The organism is Pantoea sp. UBA7232 (genome assembly GCF_002473195.1).
Lineage (GTDB): Bacteria > Pseudomonadota > Gammaproteobacteria > Enterobacterales > Enterobacteriaceae > Pantoea > Pantoea eucrina.
The window spans coordinates 553,923-569,882 of the sequence record NZ_DKTK01000006.1; the positions used below are offsets into that span (position 1 = coordinate 553,923).

Annotated in this window: 16 protein-coding genes; 13 read left to right on the forward strand and 3 right to left on the reverse strand. The window is 57.8% G+C overall.

Going from position 1 to position 15,960, the window contains the following annotated elements:
- Positions 1-2: 2 nt before the first annotated feature.
- The 10 genes from flgC (at position 3) to flgL (ending at position 9,471) form a co-directional block, all read left to right on the forward strand.
- Complete coding sequence (gene flgC / locus B4056_RS06000) at positions 3-407, forward strand: flagellar basal body rod protein FlgC (RefSeq protein ID WP_039383794.1); 405 nt, start codon at positions 3-5, stop codon at positions 405-407.
- A 12-nt stretch (positions 408-419) separates the two neighbouring features.
- Positions 420-1,091 (forward strand): flagellar hook assembly protein FlgD, encoded by a 672-nt coding sequence (flgD, locus tag B4056_RS06005; protein WP_071668728.1) that lies wholly within the window; start codon positions 420-422, stop codon positions 1,089-1,091.
- 25 nt (positions 1,092-1,116) lie between these two features.
- On the forward strand, positions 1,117-2,319 hold the full coding sequence (flgE, locus tag B4056_RS06010) for a flagellar hook protein FlgE (RefSeq protein ID WP_039383799.1): 1,203 nt from the start codon (positions 1,117-1,119) through the stop codon (positions 2,317-2,319).
- Positions 2,320-2,339: 20 nt separating this feature from the next.
- On the forward strand, positions 2,340-3,098 hold the full coding sequence (locus tag B4056_RS06015; RefSeq protein ID WP_039383802.1) for a flagellar basal body rod protein FlgF: 759 nt from the start codon (positions 2,340-2,342) through the stop codon (positions 3,096-3,098).
- A gap of 17 nt (positions 3,099-3,115) precedes the next feature.
- Positions 3,116-3,898, forward strand: a complete 783-nt coding sequence (gene flgG, locus B4056_RS06020) for a flagellar basal-body rod protein FlgG (protein WP_039383803.1) — start codon at positions 3,116-3,118, stop codon at positions 3,896-3,898.
- A gap of 61 nt (positions 3,899-3,959) precedes the next feature.
- Positions 3,960-4,670, forward strand: coding sequence for a flagellar basal body L-ring protein FlgH (locus tag B4056_RS06025; RefSeq protein ID WP_039383804.1), 711 nt, complete (start codon positions 3,960-3,962; stop codon positions 4,668-4,670).
- A gap of 69 nt (positions 4,671-4,739) precedes the next feature.
- The gene (locus tag B4056_RS06030) at positions 4,740-5,789 is read left to right on the forward strand and encodes a flagellar basal body P-ring protein FlgI (RefSeq protein WP_233207422.1); all 1,050 of its coding nucleotides are present in this window, start codon (positions 4,740-4,742) and stop codon (positions 5,787-5,789) included.
- Positions 5,789-6,736, forward strand: a complete 948-nt coding sequence (gene flgJ / locus B4056_RS06035; protein ID WP_071668730.1) for a flagellar assembly peptidoglycan hydrolase FlgJ — start codon at positions 5,789-5,791, stop codon at positions 6,734-6,736. Before B4056_RS06030 ends, flgJ begins: the two co-directional genes overlap by 1 nt.
- A gap of 120 nt (positions 6,737-6,856) precedes the next feature.
- Positions 6,857-8,491, forward strand: a complete 1,635-nt coding sequence (flgK, locus tag B4056_RS06040; protein ID WP_039383813.1) for a flagellar hook-associated protein FlgK — start codon at positions 6,857-6,859, stop codon at positions 8,489-8,491.
- Between the two features lie 17 nt (positions 8,492-8,508).
- Positions 8,509-9,471 carry a flagellar hook-associated protein FlgL gene (gene flgL / locus B4056_RS06045; protein ID WP_039383815.1) on the forward strand — a complete coding sequence of 321 codons (963 nt, stop codon included), beginning with the start codon at positions 8,509-8,511 and terminating at the stop codon, positions 9,469-9,471.
- 161 nt (positions 9,472-9,632) lie between these two features.
- On the opposite strand, the gene rne is transcribed toward flgL, so the two are convergent.
- Both rne and B4056_RS06055 read right to left on the reverse strand, forming a co-directional pair.
- Complete coding sequence (rne, locus tag B4056_RS06050; RefSeq protein ID WP_094111372.1) at positions 9,633-12,974, reverse strand: ribonuclease E; 3,342 nt, start codon at positions 12,972-12,974, stop codon at positions 9,633-9,635.
- Positions 12,975-13,038: 64 nt separating this feature from the next.
- A complete protein-coding gene (locus tag B4056_RS06055; RefSeq protein WP_139074200.1) occupies positions 13,039-13,248 on the reverse strand; it encodes a hypothetical protein in 210 nt (69 codons plus the stop codon).
- 299 nt (positions 13,249-13,547) lie between these two features.
- Here B4056_RS06055 and rluC point away from each other — a divergent pair, with 299 nt between their 5' ends.
- Positions 13,548-14,504 carry a 23S rRNA pseudouridine(955/2504/2580) synthase RluC gene (gene rluC, locus B4056_RS06060; protein ID WP_104084769.1) on the forward strand — a complete coding sequence of 319 codons (957 nt, stop codon included), beginning with the start codon at positions 13,548-13,550 and terminating at the stop codon, positions 14,502-14,504.
- An 11-nt stretch (positions 14,505-14,515) separates the two neighbouring features.
- Here the strand turns inward: rluC and B4056_RS06065 are convergent, their stop codons facing one another.
- Positions 14,516-15,100, reverse strand: a complete 585-nt coding sequence (locus B4056_RS06065) for a Maf family protein (protein ID WP_039383826.1) — start codon at positions 15,098-15,100, stop codon at positions 14,516-14,518.
- A gap of 140 nt (positions 15,101-15,240) precedes the next feature.
- Between B4056_RS06065 and yceD the strand changes: the two genes are divergently transcribed.
- Both yceD and rpmF read left to right on the forward strand, forming a co-directional pair.
- Positions 15,241-15,762, forward strand: a complete 522-nt coding sequence (yceD, locus tag B4056_RS06070) for a 23S rRNA accumulation protein YceD (protein WP_039383829.1) — start codon at positions 15,241-15,243, stop codon at positions 15,760-15,762.
- A 14-nt stretch (positions 15,763-15,776) separates the two neighbouring features.
- Positions 15,777-15,947 carry a 50S ribosomal protein L32 gene (gene rpmF / locus B4056_RS06075; RefSeq protein ID WP_007885783.1) on the forward strand — a complete coding sequence of 57 codons (171 nt, stop codon included), beginning with the start codon at positions 15,777-15,779 and terminating at the stop codon, positions 15,945-15,947.
- Positions 15,948-15,960: the final 13 nt, after the last annotated feature.

The window sequence follows — 15,960 nt, forward strand, 5'->3', positions numbered from 1 at the left end:
GCATGGCATTGCTGAATATATTTGATATCGCCGGCTCGGCGATGACCGCGCAGTCGCAGCGGCTTAACGTCAGCGCCAGTAACCTGGCCAACGCCGACAGCGTAACCGGACCGGATGGACAGCCCTACGTGGCGAAGCAGGTGATTTTCCAGACCAATGCCGCCCAGGGCGCGGCCACCGGCGGCGTCAAAGTGGCGGGCGTGGTCAACGATCCCACGCCCGCAAAACTGGTCTATGACCCAGGCAATCCGATGGCCGATCAGAAAGGCTACGTCAAAATGCCCAATGTGGATGTGGTCGCTGAAACGGTCAACACCATGTCTGCGTCGCGCAGCTATCAGGCCAACGTCGAAGTCCTGAACACAGTGAAGTCGATGATGATGAAAACGCTCACCATCGGGCAGTAACGGAGAGATACGATGAGCTTAACCGTAGGCATTAAAGACAATCTCGACCCGACGATCCTGAGTTCCGGCTCGGCCGGCACCGGTAACAGCGCACAGGAGCTGCAGAACCAGTTTCTGAACATGCTGGTGACGCAGATGCAGAACCAGGATCCGACCAATCCGATGGATAACAGCCAGCTCACCACGCAGCTGGCGCAGATCAACACCCTGAGCGGGATTGAGAAGCTGAACACCACGCTGGGATCGATTTCCGGCCAGATCAGCACCAGCCAGTCACTGCAGAGCTCAACGCTGATTGGACATGGCGTGATGGTCAAAGGCGATCAGGTGCTGGTCGGTAAAGGCACCACGACGCCGTTTGGTGTGGAGCTGGGCACGGCGTCAACCGGCACCGGCGTGACCATCAAAGATGCCAACGGCAACGTGGTGCGTAACATCGATCTGGGCGGCCTGACCGCAGGGGTACACACCTTCTCCTGGGATGGCAAGCTCGATGACGGCAGCGTCGCGCCGGATGGCAAATATTCTGTAGCACTCGCCGCCAGCAATGGCAGCACACAGCTGGTGGCACAGCCGCTGAACTACGCCTATGTCAATGGCGTCAGCACCGTGAACAACACCGCGAAACTGGATCTCGGCACCATGGGCTCCGCGACCCTCGATGAAATTCGTCAGATTCTCTGACTAACCCCTTAGCAGGAGAGATTACATGTCTTTTTCACAAGCGGTGAGCGGCCTGGGTGCTGCTTCCAGCAACCTTGATGTCATTGGTAACAACATCGCCAACTCCGCCACGGCGGGCTTTAAGTCGAGCACCATCGCCTTTGCCGATATGTTCGCAGGCTCTAACGTCGGTATGGGAACCAAAGTGGCGGCGGTGATCCAGAACTTCAATGACGGCACCACCACCTCAACCAGCCGCGGGCTGGATGTGGCGCTGAGCGGTAACGGCTTCTTCCGTATGACCGACGCCAGCGGCGGCGTGTTCTATTCACGCAACGGTCAGTTTACGCTGGATGAGAACCGTAACCTGGTGAACACCCAGGGGATGAAAGTGACCGGCTATCCGGCAAACGGCACCCCGCCAACCATCCAGAACGGTGCGAACCCGATTGCGCTGAGCATTCCCACCACGCAGATGTCAGCGCGCGCCACCAGCAGCGCGACGCTGGTGTCTAACCTGAACTCAACCGATGCGATCCCGACCGTCACGCCGTTTGATACCAGCAAAGTGGACAGCTATAACGCGAAAAGCACCGTGACCGTGTATGACTCGCAGGGTAACGATCACGCGCTGGATCTCTACTACGCCAAGAGCGCGGATAATACCTGGGCGGTGCACGCGATCGACTCTACCACCGGTAAAACCGCCGGTAACTTTACGATGACCTTTGACACCAGCGGCAAGCTGACCTCCGCTAACACCATCGGCCTGACCATTGACGGCTCTAACGGCGCCGCAGCGGGCCAGCCGATTGCACTGAGCGTGCTGGGCAGCCTGCAGCAGAACACCGGCGCGACTAACTTTGGTAACCCGACGCAGGATGGCTATGCGCCTGGCGACCTCACCGGTTACACCATTAACGATGACGGCACCATCAGCGGGACTTACTCCAACCGTAAAACCCAGCTGCTGGGTCAGATCGTGCTGGCGAGCTTCTCTAACCCGGAAGGGCTGAAGTCAGAAGGGGATAACGTCTGGTCCGCCTCCAGCTCATCCGGGCAGGCGGCTATCGGTCTGGCCGGTACCGGCACCTACGGCAGCCTGACCTCTGGTGCGCTGGAAGCCTCCAACGTCGATCTGAGTAAAGAGCTGGTGAATATGATCGTGGCACAGCGTAACTACCAGGCGAATAGCCAGACCATTAAAACCCAGGATCAGATCCTTAACACCCTGGTTAACCTTCGTTAATACGCTAACGGGATTGCTTTATGGATCACGCAATATATACCGCGATGGGCGCGGCCAGTCAGACGATGGAGCAGCAGTCTGTTACCGCCAGCAACCTCGCCAATGCTTCGACACCGGGCTTCCGGGCGCAGCTGAATGCGCTGCGCGCGGTGCCGGTCAGCGGCTGGTCTCTGCCAACGCGCACGCTGGTAGCCGCCTCAACGCCGGGTGCCGATATGACGCAGGGTTCGCTCGACTACACCGAGCGTCCGCTGGATGTAGCGGTACAGCAGGATGGCTGGCTGGCCGTACGCACCGCGGATGGCAGTGAAGCCTATACCCGTAACGGGAATATGCAGATCAGTCCCACCGGTCAGCTGACCATTCAGGGCAATCCCGTCATGGGTGACGGCGGACCGATTGCGGTGCCGCAGGGTGCCCAGCTCACCATCGCGGCAGATGGCTCGATCACCGCACTCAATGCGGGCGATGCGCCTAACGCCACGGTTCAGCTCGGCCGGCTCAAGCTGGTGCGCGCCACCGGGCAGGAGCTGACGCGCGGTGACGACGGCATGTTTCGCCCCAGCGCGGCGACCCAGGCGCAGCGCGGTGCTGCGCTGGCTAACGACGCGACGGTGCAGGTGATGCCGGGCGTGCTGGAAGGCAGCAACGTCAAGCCGGTTGAAACCATGGTCGATATGATCGCCAACGCCCGACGGTTTGAGATGCAGATGAAAGTGATCTCAAACGTTGATGAAAACGAACAGCGCGCTAATCAGCTGCTCAATATGAGCAGCTAAGGCGTAAGGAAAACAGAATGATTCGTTCTTTATGGATCGCGAAAACCGGTCTTGACGCACAGCAAACCAATATGGACGTCATTGCCAACAACCTGGCAAACGTCAGCACCAACGGCTTTAAGCGTTCGCGCGCGGTCTTCGAAGATCTGATGTATCAGACGCTGCGTCAGCCTGGTGCGCAATCCTCTGAGCAGACTACGCTGCCGTCTGGTCTGCAGATCGGTACCGGTGTACGCCCGGTTACCACTGAGCGTCTGCATAACCAGGGCAACCTGTCGCAGACCAGCAACTCAAAAGATGTGGCGGTAAACGGACAGGGTTATTTTCAGGTGCAGATGCCGGATGGCACCTCTGCCTATACGCGTGATGGCTCTTTCCAGGTGGATCAGAATGGTCAGCTGGTGACCAACGCCGGGTTCCCGGTACAGCCGGGTATCACGATCCCGGCAAACGCCACCAGCATCACGATTGCCCGCGACGGTGTGGTTACGGTGACGCAGCAGGGGCAGGCGCAGCCCGCACAGGTGGGCCAGCTCACGCTGAGCACCTTTATGAACGATGCCGGTCTCGACAGCGTCGGCGAGAACCTCTATCAGGAGACGCAGGCGTCCGGCGCGCCTACTGAGAGCACGCCTGGTCAGAACGGCGCAGGCCTGCTCTATCAGGGATATGTGGAAACCTCAAACGTCAACGTGGCGGAAGAGCTGGTGACCATGATCCAGACGCAGCGCGCGTATGAAATTAACAGCAAGGCGATCAGTACCTCCGATCAGATGCTGCAGAAACTCACCCAGCTTTAAGGCCGGGATCGTTGGGCCACTCCGCTGGCCCGATTAAGAACATACAGAAGGTCAGAACTCCGTGGCGAAGCAAGCGATTCTCAAGCCTGGTCATTGGTTAGTAGCGACGCTGCTACTGACGCTCAACGGTTGTGCGCTGGTGCCGCGCACGCCACTGGTACAAGGGGTAACCACGGCAGAACCTACGCCGTCTGCGCCACCGGTGGTGAACGGCTCTATTTTTCAGGGCGTTGCGCCGCTGAACTACGGCTACCAGCCGCTGTTTGAGGATCGTCGTCCACGCAATATTGGTGACACGCTGACCATCACGCTGCAGGAGAACGTCAGCGCGAGCAAAAGCTCCTCCGCCAGCGCTAACCGCAATGGCAGCAACAGCTTTGGCGTAACCGGCGTGCCGACCGGGCTGGAAGGCCTGCTGGGCGCAGGCGGTGAGAAAGCCGCACTGAGCGCCGGCGGCAAAAATGATTTTGCAGGTAAAGGGGGCGCCACCGCCAACAACACCTTTACCGGTACCATCACCGTGACCGTGAATCAGGTGCTCTCTAACGGCAACCTGCGCGTCGTGGGTGAGAAACAGATTGAGATTAATCAGGGCACCGAATTTATTCGTTTCTCTGGCGTGGTCAATCCGCGCACCATCAGTGCCAGCAACGCCGTGCTCTCTACTCAGGTGGCCGATGCGCGCATTGAGTATGTAGGTAACGGTTATATCAATGAGGCGCAGACTATGGGCTGGTTCCAGCGCTTCTTCCTGAACATCTCGCCGATGTAAGAGGTCATGATGAAAAAAAGTATTTTGCTGCGCGCGGGTCTCGGTTTACTGCTCGCTGTCAGCAGTCTGATGGCGCAGGCAGATCGCATTCGCGATTTGACCAGCATCCAGGGCGTGCGCGAAAACCAGCTGATTGGCTATGGGCTGGTGGTGGGACTGGACGGTACCGGAGATCAGACCACCCAGACACCGTTCACCACCCAGACGGTCAGCAACATGCTCTCCCAGCTGGGGATCACCGTGCCGGCTGGCACCAATATGCAGCTGAAAAACGTGGCGGCAGTAATGGTGACAGCGAAGCTGCCTTCGTTTGCCCGTCAGGGACAGACGCTGGACGTCGTGGTCTCTTCGCTGGGTAACGCCAAAAGCCTGCGCGGCGGTACGCTGCTGATGACGCCGATGAAAGGGGTGGATAATCAGGTGTATGCGCTGGCGCAGGGAAATATTCTGGTTGGCGGCGCGGGCGCGTCGGCCGGCGGCAGCAGCGTACAGGTTAACCAGCTTAACGGCGGCCGTATTACCGGCGGTGCCACCGTTGAACGCGAGCTGCAGAGCAACTTTGGCAGCCAGAACACCATTAACCTGCAGCTGAATAATGAAGATTTCACCATGGCGCAGCGCATTGCGGATGCCATCAACAGCCGCGGCGTCGGGTCGGCACTGCCGCTGGATGCGCGCACCGTGCAGATCCGCGTCTCACCCAACAACAGCTCTCAGGTGCGGGCGCTGGCGGAGATCCAGAACATCGATGTCTCTGTGCCGCTGGAAGATGCCAAAGTGATCGTCAACTCACGCACCGGCACAGTGGTGATGAACCGGGAGGTTACGCTGAACACCTGTGCAGTGGCGCAGGGGAATCTGTCGGTGACGGTGAATCAGCAGCAGAACGTCAGTCAGCCTGATACGCCGCTGGCCGGCGGGCAGACGGTGGCGACAACGCAGACGCAGATCGATCTGCGGCAGAGCGGTGGCGCACTGCAGCGCGTCAACGCCAGCGCAAATCTGAACAATGTGGTGCGTGCCCTGAATGCGCTGGGTGCAACGCCGATAGAGCTGATGTCGATTCTGCAATCGATGGAGAGCGCAGGCTGTCTGCGCGCGAAGCTGGAAATCATCTGATGACCGATATGCAATCGCTGAACAATGCGGCGTATGACAGCCGCTCGCTGAACGAGCTGAAACGCCAGGCCGCTGCCGATCCCAAAGGAAAAGCGCTGCAGGTGGCGAAACAGGTAGAGGGCATGTTTGTGCAGATGATGCTGAAAAGCATGCGCGACGCGCTGCCGCAGGATGGCGCGCTGAGCAACGACCAGACGCGACTCTACACCTCGCTCTACGATCAGCAGATTGCGCAGGATATAGGCAAACGCGGACTGGGTCTGGCTGACACGATTGTCAAACAGATGCAGCCCGCGCAGGCACCGGATGAGCGGGCCGGCACGCTACCGATGAAGCTGGATAACAGCTTTATCTACAGCAGCAGCAACAGCGTGCCAATGCAGCTGGAACAGATTGTGCGCAAAGCGGTACCGCGTCTGCCGGTAACGCCTGCGAACCTGCCTTCTGACAGCAGTGAGTTTATCGCCCAGCTGGCGCAGCCGGCGAAACTCGCCAGCCAGCAGAGCGGTATACCGCACCACCTGATTCTGGCGCAGGCGGCGCTGGAGTCGGGCTGGGGTCAACGTCAGATCCTGACCCGCGACGGCAAGCCGAGCTATAACGTGTTTGGTATCAAGGCGAGCGGCGACTGGAAAGGCGAAACCACGGATATCATGACCACCGAGTATGAGGCGGGTGAGGCGAAGAAAGTGCGCGCCAGCTTCCGCGTCTATGGCTCCTACCTGGAGGCGCTGACCGACTATGTGCGCCTGCTGTCGAAAAATCCGCGCTATGCGGCGGTCACCAGCGCGCCGAGTGCTGAACAGGGCGCGCGCGCGCTGCAGGCGGCGGGTTACGCTACCGATCCGAAATATGCGCAAAAACTGGTGGGAATGATTCAGCAATTCAAAAACATGGGCGAAAAAGTCGTAAAAGCTTACGGCCAGGATATCACCGATCTGTTCTGACGTCTTAGCCTCAAGTTTCCCTTAAGCACGCCGATAACCTTCATATGTTGCGGGCGCCTGCCGTCCGCACAACTGCACTGATGACTGCCAGCCCGGTTAACGGGAAAGAAAGGAACCGAGATGTCCAGTATAATTAACTCCGCAATGAGCGGGCTGAGCGCCGCACAGGCCGCATTAAGCACCACCAGTAACAACATCAGTAACTATACAGTGGCGGGCTACTCGCGGCAGACTATTCTGCTGTCGCAGGCTAACAGCACGCTGCAGGGCAACAGCTATTATGGCAACGGCGTGAATGTCAGCGGTGTACAGCGTGAGTATGATGAGTTCATCACGACGCAGCTGCGTGGCTCCAGCGCCAGCTACAGCGCGGTCAATACCCAGCATAATCAGATCTCCAATATCGACGATCTGCTCTCTACGTCTACCACCAGCCTCTCAACATCGATTCAGAGCTTTTTTACCAACGTACAGAACGTGGTCAGTAACGCCAACGATCCGTCAGCGCGTCAGTCGATGCTGAGTTATGCCCAGGGGCTGGTTAATCAGTTCCAGACCACGTCGCAATACCTTAATAACATGCAGACCAGCGTGAATACCGATATCGCTGCCAGCGTCGATCAGGTCAATACCTTTACGCGTCAGATTGCCGACCTCAATACGCAGATTGCAAAGCTCACCACCGGCGGTGGCGCTGCGCCTAACGATCTGCTGGATCAGCGCGATCAGCTGGTCAATAGTCTGAACAACGTGGTGGGCGTGAAAGTTGCGCAGCAGGATGGCAGCTATATCGTCTCAGCAGGCAATATCACCCTGGTTAACGGTCGTAATGCGACCAGCCTGGTGGCGATGCCTTCCGGCGCCGACTCTACGCGCCTTACCGTTGGCTACAGCGACAAACAGGCCGGTAACGTAGCGATCCCGGAAAAAACGCTGACCACCGGCTCGCTGGGTGGATTGCTGGCGTTTCGTACGCAGGATCTGGACGGCGCCCAGAACCAGCTGGGTCAGCTGGCCGCAGCGTTTACCACCGCATTTAACGACGTGCATCAGGGCGGTTTTGACAGCGAAGGCAATGCAGGAAAAGCGTTTTTTACTATCGGCAGTCCGGATGTGGTCAGCAACCTGAAAAACACCTCAACGGCATCGGTCAGCGCCAGCTGGAGTGACGCCAGCGCCCTGAAAGCGTCCAACTATACCGTTAGCTATGAGAGCGGCACCTGGTCCGTTACCCGTGCTGCCGATAACGTGCGTTTTGACGTAGCGCCGGCGGCCGACGGCACGCTGAATTTTGATGGTCTGCAGCTGACGGTCAGCGGCAGCGCGAAGAGCGGTGACAGTTTTCTGGTTAAGCCGGTACAGAACGTGATTGGCGGCATGTCGGTTGCCATCACCAGCGAGTCAGAGATCGCAGCAGCAGCAGCGAAAGGCAGCGGCGAAAGCGACAACCGCAACGCACAGAAGCTGCTCGATCTGCAGGACAGCAAGCTGGTTAACGGAAATGCAACGATTGCGCAGGCTTATGCCAGCCTTGTCAGTAGCGTAGGTAACAAAACCAACTCGCTGGAAACCGCCAGCACCACGCAGAAAAACGTGGTCACGCAGCTGAACAACCGGCAGCAGTCCGTCTCCGGCGTTAACCTTGATGAAGAGTACGCCAACCTGACGAAGTATCAGCAGTTTTATATGGCGAATGCGCAGGTATTGCAGACCGCCAGCGCGGTGTTTAATGCGCTGATGGGCATTCGCAGCTAAGCAGAGGAGAGAAGAAAGTGCGTCTTAGCTCAAGTATGATTTTTGACCAGCAGGTGCGCGGGATCACCGACTCGCAATCCTCCTGGCTGAAGGTAGGCCAGCAGCTGGCAACCGGGCTGCGGGTCAGTAATCCCTCTGACGATCCTATCGCAGCCTCACGCGCGGTGGTGCTGTCACAGTCGCAGGTAAAAAGCAGCCAGTATGCCACGGCACGCAGTTTTGCTAATCAGAGCCTCTCGATGGAAGAGAATGCGCTCTCCAGCGTGGTCAGTACCATACAGGATGCGCAGACCACCATCGTAAATGCCTCCACCGGCACCCTGAGTGATGAAGATCGTGGCTCCCTGGCTACGCAGCTGGAAGGGCTGCGCGCGCAGTTGCTGAACCAGGCAAACAGTCAGGATGGTAACGGGCGCTATATTTTTGCCGGCTATAAGACCGATGCGCCGCCGTTTAGCGATAGCAGCACCGGCGTGGCCTATGTGGGCGGGGATGAGCCGATTACGCAGAAAGTCGATGAAAGCCGCACCATGCAGGTGGGCAGCACCGGTAAGTCCGTGTTTATGGCGATCACCAGCAATGCAAAGCCAGAGCCCGATAACGGCACCAGCGAGACCAGCCTGTTCAGCATGCTCGACAGCGCAATTGCCGCGCTGAAAACGCCGCAGGATAACGCGGACGACGCCACAAAGCAGGCGTTTCAGGCCGCAATGGATAAAACCAACCGCGGGCTGAGCAACTCACTTAATAACGTGCTGACGGTACGTTCTGCTGTGGGGATCCAGATGGCTGAGGTGAGTGCGCTCAATCAGCAGGGTGACGATCGCAATACCATCATGACCACGCAGATGAGCGATCTGGTACAGGTTGACTACACCCAGGCGATCTCCAGCTACACCATGCAGCAGACAGCCCTGCAGGCGTCGTATAAAACCTTTAGCGATATGTCAAAGATGTCGCTGTTCCAGCTTAATTCGTAACTGACCTGACATTCAGCGTACTTAACCGGGTGCGCTTGTTTTTCCCATCGCCTTCGCGGGCGGTGGGTTTTTTTTGGCTGCGGTTCAGGCCGCTCCCGGTAAACAGCAGGCAATAAAAAACCCCGGACCAGCCGGGGTTTTGTTTTTTTATCCGCGCAGAGTTACACGCTGTCCGGACGGGTTGCCGGTGCGGTAGCCTGATGCGTCGCGCTGTGACCACCGGCAGAGCCGCGGCCTTCAAAGCTGAACGGCGGACGTACCCAGTCGCTGTGACGTGCCGGCTCTGGTTCCCAGGCCGGTGCTGGCGCGCGGGTCATTGGTGCCGTGGCGTGCAGCTTAAAGCGTGACTCTGGCTGCTCAACTGACACATCGCGTGCCGGAACCGGCGCATGAGGTTCAGCCACTGGCGCAGCAGGGGCTTCCGCCGCGACTGGCGCTGACAGCACCTTTTCAACCTGCGTTTCAACAGCAGGAGTCACATCCGCCGGTGCCTGTTCTGCTGCGGCAGCGGCTTCGGTCACAGTTGGCTGTACCGCATCCTGCACAGCAGGCTGTGGCGCTTCTTCTGACACGTTCTCAGTTACGATCGCAGGCTCGGCTTCCGCAGCCGTCTCCTGCGCCACCGCTTCATCGGCGGCAGAGATAACGGCAGGCTCATGATCAACCGGCGCGGCAACAGGGGTCAGGTCATCGGTGTTTACCACTGGCACTTCGGTGTGCGCCTGCGGTTCAGCCTGATGTACAACCTCTGACGTTTCAGGCTGCGGCACGCCCGCTGAGGCGGCTTCGGCAGCCACCGGCAGCGCGTCTGCTGCATCCTGATAACCATATTCGGTCATTTCGTTCAGCGGCGCCTGAGAGGTGAACTGCTCGTGCGTCTGCGTAACCGGATAGGAAACCCAGACTTTACCTGATGCCATCTCTGGCGAGGCAGCTGCAGCTTCAAGCGGCATCGGCGACTGCAGCGGATAGCGCTCATCGCGATAGCGACGGCGGCGCTGACCACTGACGCGCAGGTGACGCGGAGAGCGACGTGAACGGCGTGGCATATTCGCGCCTTCACGGTTCTCGTTATCATCCTGCTCATCACTCATTTCCGGCTGCTCAGCGGTGTTAACCGGCGGTGCAATCTCCGCTGCTGCCTCTGGCTGCGCTGCGGCTGGTGATGCTTCCATAACCTCGCCACTGCGGATACGCTGAGTCAGCTGACGCGGCTTGCGACGTGGCATGACCTGAACGCGCTCTTCTTCCTGTACCGCTGCGTCAACTGCAGGGATCTCTTCGGTTGCAACGGACTCAACGGCTTTCTCTTCCTGCTGCTGAGCACGCTTCTCTTCCTGACGACGACGCTGACGCTCGGCACGCTGTTCGCGGCGCTGCTGCTGCTGTTCATCGCGCTGCTGCTGCTGCTCTTCAGTCAGGACCGGGCGCTCGGCACGCGGCTCGTTCTGACGCTTGTTGCGACGATTCTCCTGATTGTCACGCGGTTCACGATTTTCACGTGGCTCACGGGCTTCACGCGGCTCGCGCGCTTCACGGGGCTCACGGGCTTCCCGTGGCTCGCGCGCTTCACGCGGCTCACGGTTCTGAGCCTGCTCGCCATTACGCGGCGTGCGATCGCGACGATTATTGTTGCGGCGGTTACGGCGTTCACCACGCTGCTGCGTGCTGCTTTCATCTTCGGCCGGCTTACTCACCTGCTGAGGTTGTGCTTCCGCCGGGGCTGCTGCCGGAGTATCACTCGCAAACAGCTTTTTCAGACCGTTAAGCAGGCGACCCACCAGACCCGTACTGACGGTGGCAGGTGCAGCAGCAGGACGCGCTGTAGCCTGGGCGTCTGGCTCGCTCTTCGCGGCAGGTTTTTCGGCAGTGACTTCAACCGGTGCAGGCGGGGCATCTGGCATCACAAAGGCGGCCAGCGCAGGCTGCTCCGGACGACGACGCTCGGCGTGCTCCTCTTCTGATGGCAGCGCCATTTCAGCTTCGTGCAGCTTCGGCAGATGATAAGAGAGCGTTTGTGTCTCTTCACCTTTGCGCACGCGCAGCACGGAGTAGTGCGGCGTTTCCATTTGATCGTTAGGCACGATAATGGCGCGTACGCCACCCTGACGCTTCTCGATCGCACTCACCGCTTCACGTTTTTCGTTCAGCAGGTAGGAGGCAACCGGCACCGGCACAATGGCGTGTACTTCTTTGGTGTTATCTTTCAGCGCTTCTTCTTCAATCAGACGCAGAATAGAGAGTGACAGTGATTCGTTATCGCGGATGGTACCCGTACCGCTACAGCGCGGGCAGACGTGATGGCTCGACTCACCCAGTGACGGGCTGAGACGCTGACGCGACATCTCCAGCAGACCAAAACGGGAGATATGGCTAATCTGAATGCGTGCACGATCCTGACGTACCGCTTCGCGCAGCCGGTTCTCTACGGCGCGCTGATGACGGACCGGCGTCATATCGATAAAGTCGATAACGATCAGGCCACCGAGGTCGCGCAGGCGCAGCTGGCGGGCAATCTCATCGGCTGCTTCAAGGTTAGTATTGAAGGCCGTTTCTTCGATGTCGCCGCCGCGGGTTGCACGAGCGGAGTTGATATCGATCGCGGTTAACGCTTCGGTGCTGTCGATAACAATTGAGCCGCCAGAAGGCAGACGGACTTCACGCTGGAAGGCGGACTCGATCTGCGACTCAATCTGGTAGTGGCTGAACAGCGGAATTTCACCGGTGTAGAGTTTGATCTTGCTGCTAAAGTCAGGGCGGCCCAGCGCAGCGATATGCTGACGCGCCAGCTCCAGAACTTTAGGGTTATCAATAAGAATTTCACCAATGTCCTGACGCAGGTAGTCACGGAAAGCGCGCACAATAACGTTGCTTTCCTGATGGATCAGGAAGGGTGCAGGACGGCTCTCTGCCGCTTTTTTGATCGCTTCCCAGTGTTTGAGACGGAAGCTCAGATCCCACTGCAGCGACTCAGCTGATTTCCCCACGCCTGCGGTGCGTACAATCAGGCCCATGCCTTCCGGCAATTCCAGCGCGGAGAGTGCCTCTTTCAGTTCAGTGCGGTCATCGCCTTCAATCCGGCGGGAGATGCCTCCGGCGCGCGGGTTGTTAGGCATCAGAACCAGGTAGCTGCCTGCGAGAGAGATAAAGGTAGTAAGTGCAGCGCCTTTATTACCGCGCTCTTCTTTATCAATCTGAACGATCACTTCCTGGCCTTCACGCAGCACATCTTTGATGTTAGGACGGCCGTGCGCGTTGTAGTTAGCTGGGAAGTATTCGCGGGAAATTTCTTTCAGAGGGAGGAAACCGTGACGCTCAGCGCCATAATCGACAAATGCCGCTTCAAGGCTGGGTTCAACGCGGGTGATTTTACCTTTGTAGATATTGGCTTTTTTCTGCTCGTGTCCGGGGCTTTCGATATCCAGATCGTACAGACGCTGACCGTCAACAAGGGCAACGCGCAACTCCTCCTGCTGAGTTGCGTTAATTAACATTCTTTTCATCGTGACTTACTCGTTATTCTCACATGAGTGATAAAGCTGCGGGCATCGTTACCCTGGACGAGAATCAACCGATGGCCCCGTGTCTGCATGCACTGACGTCAACCTCACGGTTGTCGGCGGCTAAAGGGGCGCAAATCTTGTCGGTGGCCTGCTTTTCATAAGGAAAACCAGCGCCTGAAGGTGGAAATAATACAAAATTTTTGAAAATCCACACATCCCAGTCTGTTGTCCAGGCCGCAACCCGCAGCCCGCTAAGTGCCTGATAAAGCATCACGTCTTACGCCATTGCAGCGTGCTCGTTTTATCCGGCAAATTACCTTAATTTCGCTCTTTTTCTGCCCGAATCTTTCTGGTGCAGAAACAGCAGCATTATTCCACTGCTCACCCGCATATAGCAAGGCGACTTTTGTCGAGCTGTGAAGTTTGTACGCCCTTAACCTGTTCATTTGCGGGGCTAATCGGCAGTTTGCTGAAAAAGCCACCGTTTTGAGCGGTCAGAAGCCTGAAACAAGAGAGAGTTAAGCACAGAAAAAGGGGTGGCGCTATCAGGGGACACTATTTAGAATCGCCGGCATGAAAACAGAGAATCCCGGCGTACATTTTGTCGCCATCACGGCTGAAAATGCCGGACAACGTATAGACAACTTTTTGCGCACCCAGCTCAAAGGGGTGCCAAAGAGCATGATTTATCGCATTCTGCGGAAAGGCGAAGTGCGGGTAAATAAAAAACGCGTGAAGCCTGAATATAAGCTTGAGGATGGCGATGAAGTCCGCGTACCACCGGTGCGGGTCGCAGAGCGGGAAGAGCAGGCCGTGTCGCCAAAGCTTGATAAAGTCGCGGCGTTAGCGGATGCCATTCTGTATGAGGACGATCACCTGCTGGTGCTGAATAAGCCGTCCGGTACGGCAGTACACGGCGGCAGCGGCCTGAGCTTTGGGGTTATTGAAGGGCTGCGGGCACTGCGTCCGGAGGCGCGTTTTCTGGAGCTGGTACACCGGCTGGATCGCGACACCTCAGGCGTATTGCTGGTGGCTAAGAAGCGTTCGGCGCTGCGCTCACTGCATGAGCAGCTGCGTGAAAAGGGGATGCAGAAAGATTATCTGGCGCTGGTACGCGGCGACTGGCCTTCTCATCTGAAAGTGGTGCAGGCTCCGCTGCTGAAAAACATTCTGCAGAGCGGAGAGCGGGTAGTGCGCGTCAGCGCAGAAGGCAAGCCTTCAGAAACCCGGTTCAAAGTAGAAGAGCGTTTTGGGCTGGCGACGCTGGTTAAAGCCAGCCCGGTAACCGGCCGCACGCATCAGATCCGCGTGCATACCCTGCATGGTGGCCATCCGATCGCCTTTGACGATCGCTATGGCGATCGCGAATTTGATCGTCAGCTGGCTGGCACGGGGTTATCGCGCCTGTTTCTGCACGCGGCAGCGCTGACGTTTACGCATCCTGCCACCGGCGAAACATTACGCATGGAGGCGCCGCTGGATGCGGCACTCAGACACTGCCTGACCAGACTGCGGCAGAAAAAAAGCTGACGATACCGGCATCAGCCCAGCGGGTTGATGCCGGCCTTAATCAGCAGCTGATTAAGTGCAATCAGCGGCAGCCCGACCAGCGTATTCGGGTCGCGCCCCTCCAGCCTGTCGAACAGACAAATGCCTAATCCTTCGCTTTTAAAGCTGCCGGCGCACGCCAGCGGCTGCTCCAGCTCAACGTAGCGCGCTATCTCCTGACTGCTCAGCGTGCGGAAGTGCACTGTAAAGGGCTCATACAGCACAAACTGCTGCCGGCTGGCGGGCTGCAGCAGCGCCAGCCCGGTATAAAACACAATCGCTTTTCCGCTCGCCTGAGCCAGCTGGCGGCAGGCGTTTTCGCGGGTGTGCGGCTTGCCGGCGATAGCGCCCTCCAGTACGCACACCTGGTCGGAGCCGATAATCCAGCGATCCGGAAACTGCGCAGCCAGCGCCTGCGCTTTGGCCAGCGCCAGGCGCTGCACCAGTTCAGGCGCACTCTCTTCGGGCTGCGGAGTCTCATCGCAGTCAGGCGCAGCAGTCACAAACGGTACGCCAAGCTTGCTGAGCAGCGCCTGACGAAACGGGGAGGTTGAGGCTAAAACCAGTGGCATCATCATTTTTTTACAGAATAGATAGCGTAAACATGACGGGCATTTTAAACTATGCGCCGCACTGGATGCGAATAGCAGGTGAAAGATGCCGTAAAACGGCCTTTTTCTTTGACTCTAAGACGTTACAAAGTTAATATGCGCGCCCTATGCAAAAGGTAAAATTACCCCTGACGCTCGATCCGGTCCGCGCCGCGCAAAAACGCCTGGATTATCATGGTGTTTATGCACCTGAATTGGTGGCGCGTCTGGCCGAAACGGTCGTGAGTGTGGACAGTGATGTGGAATGTACCATGTCGTTTGCGGTTGACAACCAGCGCCTCGCGGTTCTGCAAGGAACGGCGGATGTGCAGGTGACGTTAATGTGTCAACGCTGCAACCAGCCATTTCCGCAAGCTGTACACGTAAGCTATTGCTTTAGTCCGGTCTCTTCTGACGACCAGGCTGAGGCACTACCGGAAGCCTACGAGCCGGTTGATGTCAACGATTTTGGTGAGATCGACCTGCTGGCAGTGATAGAAGATGAGCTCATCCTCGCACTGCCGGTGGTTCCGGTGCATGATTCTGAACACTGTGAAGTGTCCGACGCGGACATGGTCTTTGGTAAGCTGCCTGAAGAGGCAGAAAAACCAAATCCATTTGCCGTATTAGCCAGTTTAAAGCGTAAGTAATAGGAGTAAGGTCCATGGCCGTACAACAGAATAAACCAACCCGTTCCAAGCGTGGCATGCGTCGTTCGCACGATGCCCTGACCACTGCCGCTCTGTCAGTAGATAAAGTTTCTGGCGAAACTCATCTGCGTCACCATATCACTGCGGATGGTTACTACCGCGGTCGCAAGGTTATCACCAAGTAATTCTTTGCGGTTA

Coding starts and splice junctions, on each gene's coding strand:
- flgC (WP_039383794.1), top strand. CDS start 3: ATGGCATTGCTGAATATATTTGATATCGCCGGCTCGGCGATGACCGCG.
- flgD (WP_071668728.1), top strand. CDS start 420: ATGAGCTTAACCGTAGGCATTAAAGACAATCTCGACCCGACGATCCTG.
- flgE (WP_039383799.1), top strand. CDS start 1,117: ATGTCTTTTTCACAAGCGGTGAGCGGCCTGGGTGCTGCTTCCAGCAAC.
- B4056_RS06015 (WP_039383802.1), top strand. CDS start 2,340: ATGGATCACGCAATATATACCGCGATGGGCGCGGCCAGTCAGACGATG.
- flgG (WP_039383803.1), top strand. CDS start 3,116: ATGATTCGTTCTTTATGGATCGCGAAAACCGGTCTTGACGCACAGCAA.
- B4056_RS06030 (WP_233207422.1), top strand. CDS start 4,740: ATGGCGCAGGCAGATCGCATTCGCGATTTGACCAGCATCCAGGGCGTG.
- flgJ (WP_071668730.1), top strand. CDS start 5,789: ATGACCGATATGCAATCGCTGAACAATGCGGCGTATGACAGCCGCTCG.
- flgK (WP_039383813.1), top strand. CDS start 6,857: ATGTCCAGTATAATTAACTCCGCAATGAGCGGGCTGAGCGCCGCACAG.
- rne (WP_094111372.1), bottom strand. CDS start 12,974: ATGAAAAGAATGTTAATTAACGCAACTCAGCAGGAGGAGTTGCGCGTT.
- rluC (WP_104084769.1), top strand. CDS start 13,548: ATGAAAACAGAGAATCCCGGCGTACATTTTGTCGCCATCACGGCTGAA.
- B4056_RS06065 (WP_039383826.1), bottom strand. CDS start 15,100: ATGATGATGCCACTGGTTTTAGCCTCAACCTCCCCGTTTCGTCAGGCG.
- yceD (WP_039383829.1), top strand. CDS start 15,241: ATGCAAAAGGTAAAATTACCCCTGACGCTCGATCCGGTCCGCGCCGCG.
- rpmF (WP_007885783.1), top strand. CDS start 15,777: ATGGCCGTACAACAGAATAAACCAACCCGTTCCAAGCGTGGCATGCGT.